Origin of the sequence: Actinomyces sp. ICM39 (assembly GCF_000282935.1) — a bacterium.
Classification (GTDB): Bacteria; Actinomycetota; Actinomycetes; order Actinomycetales; family Actinomycetaceae; genus Pauljensenia; species Pauljensenia odontolytica_B.
In genome coordinates, this window is the sequence record NZ_ALCB01000038.1 from 1 (window position 1) to 2558 (window position 2558).

Annotated in this window: 2 protein-coding genes; one reads left to right on the forward strand and one right to left on the reverse strand. The window is 66.0% G+C overall.

Annotated features, from left to right (window positions below; all coding sequences use genetic code 11):
* The first annotated feature begins 215 nt into the window (after positions 1–215).
* Complete coding sequence (locus tag HMPREF1137_RS02055) at positions 216–509, forward strand: WXG100 family type VII secretion target (protein WP_007588339.1); 294 nt, start codon at positions 216–218, stop codon at positions 507–509.
* Between the two features lie 134 nt (positions 510–643).
* On the opposite strand, the gene groL is transcribed toward HMPREF1137_RS02055, so the two are convergent.
* The gene (gene groL, locus HMPREF1137_RS02060; RefSeq protein WP_007588338.1) at positions 644–2272 is read right to left on the reverse strand and encodes a chaperonin GroEL; all 1629 of its coding nucleotides are present in this window, start codon (positions 2270–2272) and stop codon (positions 644–646) included.
* Between the last annotated feature and the right edge of the window lie 286 nt (positions 2273–2558).

Sequence of the window (2558 nt, forward strand, 5' to 3'; positions counted from 1 at the left end):
GGCCCGCCCTGGCCCTGCCGCCACCCACCGGCACCGCGACCAGGCCCTCCAGTAGCTTGCCCGTCAGCAGCACGGGTACGCCTTGGGCTATCCACAGGCACTTTTCGGCGCGGGCGTTTATCCACAGGGCTTCGTTTCTGCCTGGATCACGCGTCGTCACGCGCGTAGCGTCGATGTCGACGGACCCACCCGGGGTCCCACAAAGGAGTGACACCATGACCGCATACGCCGTCGACGCCGAACAAATTGCTGCTGCCTCCGCCCAGGCTTGCACGACCGCATCCACCATTCGCACCGAAGTCGATGCGATGATGGCCCAGCTCTTAGCCTTGCAGGACTCCTGGACCGGCGGAGCTCAGGTCAACTTCCAGGCCACGATCACCCAGTGGCAGGGCATCCAGGCACAGACGCACGACGCCCTCGACGCTATCTCCACGCAACTGCAGGTCGCCGCAGCGACCTATTCGGACGCGGAGGCACACTCCGCGTCGCTGTTCGCGGGAGTCTGACAACCGCGCGCTACGCCCCGTTCCCCACGAGGCACCACAACCTCGTTGCACGCGGGCACAGACAGACAGAAACGCCTGGGGGCGGGACCCTTACGAGTCCCACCCCCAGGCGGATCAGCTTAACGCCGAGCGGATCAGTACATGCCGCCCATGCCAGCGCCAGCGTCGTCGCCACCGGCGGCCGGAGCCTCGGGCTTGTCAGCGACAACGGCCTCGGTCGTCAGGAACATGCCTGCGATCGACGCTGCGTTCTGCAGCGCGGAACGGGTGACCTTGACCGGGTCGGAGATGCCGGCGGCCATGAGGTCGGTGTACTCGCCGGTCGCGGCGTTCAGGCCGTGGCCGGGCTCCATGTTGGCAACGCGATCAGCGACGACGCCGCCCTCGACGCCCGCGTTCTCAGCGATCTGCTTGAGCGGAGCGGAGACGGACAGGCGCACGATGTTCACGCCGGTCGCCTCGTCGCCGGTGAGAGCGTCGAGCTTGGGCAGCGCCACGGCGGCGGCCTGGATCAGGGCGACGCCACCACCGGCGACCAGGCCCTCTTCGGAAGCCGCGCGAGCGTTACGAACGGCGTCCTCGATGCGGTGCTTGCGCTCCTTGAGCTCAACCTCGGTGGCCGCGCCGGACTTGATGACGGCGACGCCGCCAGCCAGCTTGGCGAGGCGCTCCTGCAGCTTCTCGCGGTCGTAGTCGGAGTCGGTGTTCTCGATCTCCTGGCGGATCTGGCGCACGCGGGCATCCAGCATGTCCTTGTCGCCAGCGCCCTCGACGATGGTGGTCTCGTCCTTGGAGACGACGATCTTGCGGGCGCGGCCCAGCAGCTCGAGGTCAGCGTTCTCGAGGGAGAGGCCGACGGTCTCGGAGATGACCTGGCCGCCCGTCAGGATGGCCATGTCCTGCAGCATCGCCTTGCGGCGCTCGCCGAAGCCGGGGGCCTTGACGGCCACGGACTTGAAGGTGCCGCGAATCTTGTTGACAACCAGCGTGGCGAGGGCTTCGCCCTCGACGTCCTCGGCGATGATAGCGAGGGGCTTGCCGGTCTGCATGACCTTCTCCAGGACGGGGACGATGTCCTTGACGTTGGAGATCTTGGAGTCCATGAGGAGGACGTAGGCGTCCTCCAGGACGGCTTCCTGGCGCTCCTGGTCGGTCACGAAGTAGGCCGACAGGTAGCCCTTGTCGAAGCGCATACCCTCGGTGGTCTCCAGGGTGGTGTCGAAGGAGTTGGTCTCCTCAACGGTGACGACGCCCTCGGCGCCGACCTTCTCGAAAGCCTCGGCGATGAGCTTGCCGATGGCGGGATCATTGGCGGAGATGGAGGCCGTGGCAGCGATCTGCTCGGTGGTCTCGACGGGCTTGGCGTCGGCGTGCAGCTGCTCGACGATGGCCTCGACGGCCTGGTCGATGCCGCGCTTGAGGGCGATCGGGTTGGAGCCGGCGGCGACGTTACGCAGGCCCTCGTGGACCAGCGCCTGAGCCAGAACGGTCGCGGTGGTGGTGCCGTCACCCGCGACGTCGTCGGTCTTCTTGGCAACTTCCTTCACCAGCTCGGCGCCGATGCGCTCGAACGGATCGTCGAGGTCGATTTCCTTGGCGACGGAGACGCCATCCTTAGTGATCGTGGGGGCGCCCCACTTCTTGTCGAGCACGACGTTGCGGCCCTTGGGGCCAAGCGTCACCTTGACGGTGTCGGCCAGCAGGTTGAGGCCGTTCTCCATGCCACGACGGGCATCCTCATCAAACTTGATGATCTTGCTCATTGAAAATGTGTCCTTCCGCGATGCGGATCGGGTTCGATGCCCGCGACGGACGGCCACGCTTTTGAGGTGGCCTCATCGAACCGGTGGTCTTATCACTCTCCATGTCGGAGTGCTAACTACGATTTTGGCACTCGCCACCCTTGAGTGCAAGACGAGGTTGCGCGATATGAGTCCGATGCGCTCAGGGCGTAACACGCACGGACGAGACCAGGCTAGGCTCGCTAAGCGCGCCTGTACACCAGGTGCGCCGGTGCGGATGGTGAAGGACGAGCCGGAGGGCCTGGGC

Excerpts from the sequence above, each read along its gene's own strand:
- HMPREF1137_RS02055 (WP_007588339.1), top strand. The coding sequence starts at position 216 with ATGACCGCATACGCCGTCGACGCCGAACAAATTGCTGCTGCCTCCGCC.
- groL (WP_007588338.1), bottom strand. The coding sequence starts at position 2,272 with ATGAGCAAGATCATCAAGTTTGATGAGGATGCCCGTCGTGGCATGGAG.